This window comes from Franconibacter helveticus LMG 23732 (genome assembly GCF_000463115.2).
Lineage (GTDB): Bacteria > Pseudomonadota > Gammaproteobacteria > Enterobacterales > Enterobacteriaceae > Franconibacter > Franconibacter helveticus.
The window spans coordinates 1-200 of record NZ_AWFX01000047.1 but is presented as its reverse complement, the minus strand read 5'-3'; the positions used below and the strand labels follow the sequence as shown (position 1 = coordinate 200).

Here is a 200-nt window from a genome sequence, read left to right as displayed (position 1 = left end):
AGTGAAACGCCGTAGCGCCGATGGTAGTGTGGGGCCTCCCCATGCGAGAGTAGGGAACTGCCAGGCATCAAATTAGCAGGTCAAACCGGGGCAACAAACCGGTGGTTGTGAAAAAATTCGGTGGAGCGGTAGTTCAGTCGGTTAGAATACCTGCCTGTCACGCAGGGGGTCGCGGGTTCGAGTCCCGTCCGTTCCGCCAC

At 58.5% G+C, this 200-nt stretch carries 1 tRNA gene; it reads left to right on the top strand.

The features are described from left to right. Positions 1-122 precede the first annotated feature (122 nt). Positions 123-199 (top strand) — tRNA-Asp (locus tag DW56_RS22185). The last annotated feature ends 1 nt before the right edge of the window (position 200 follow it).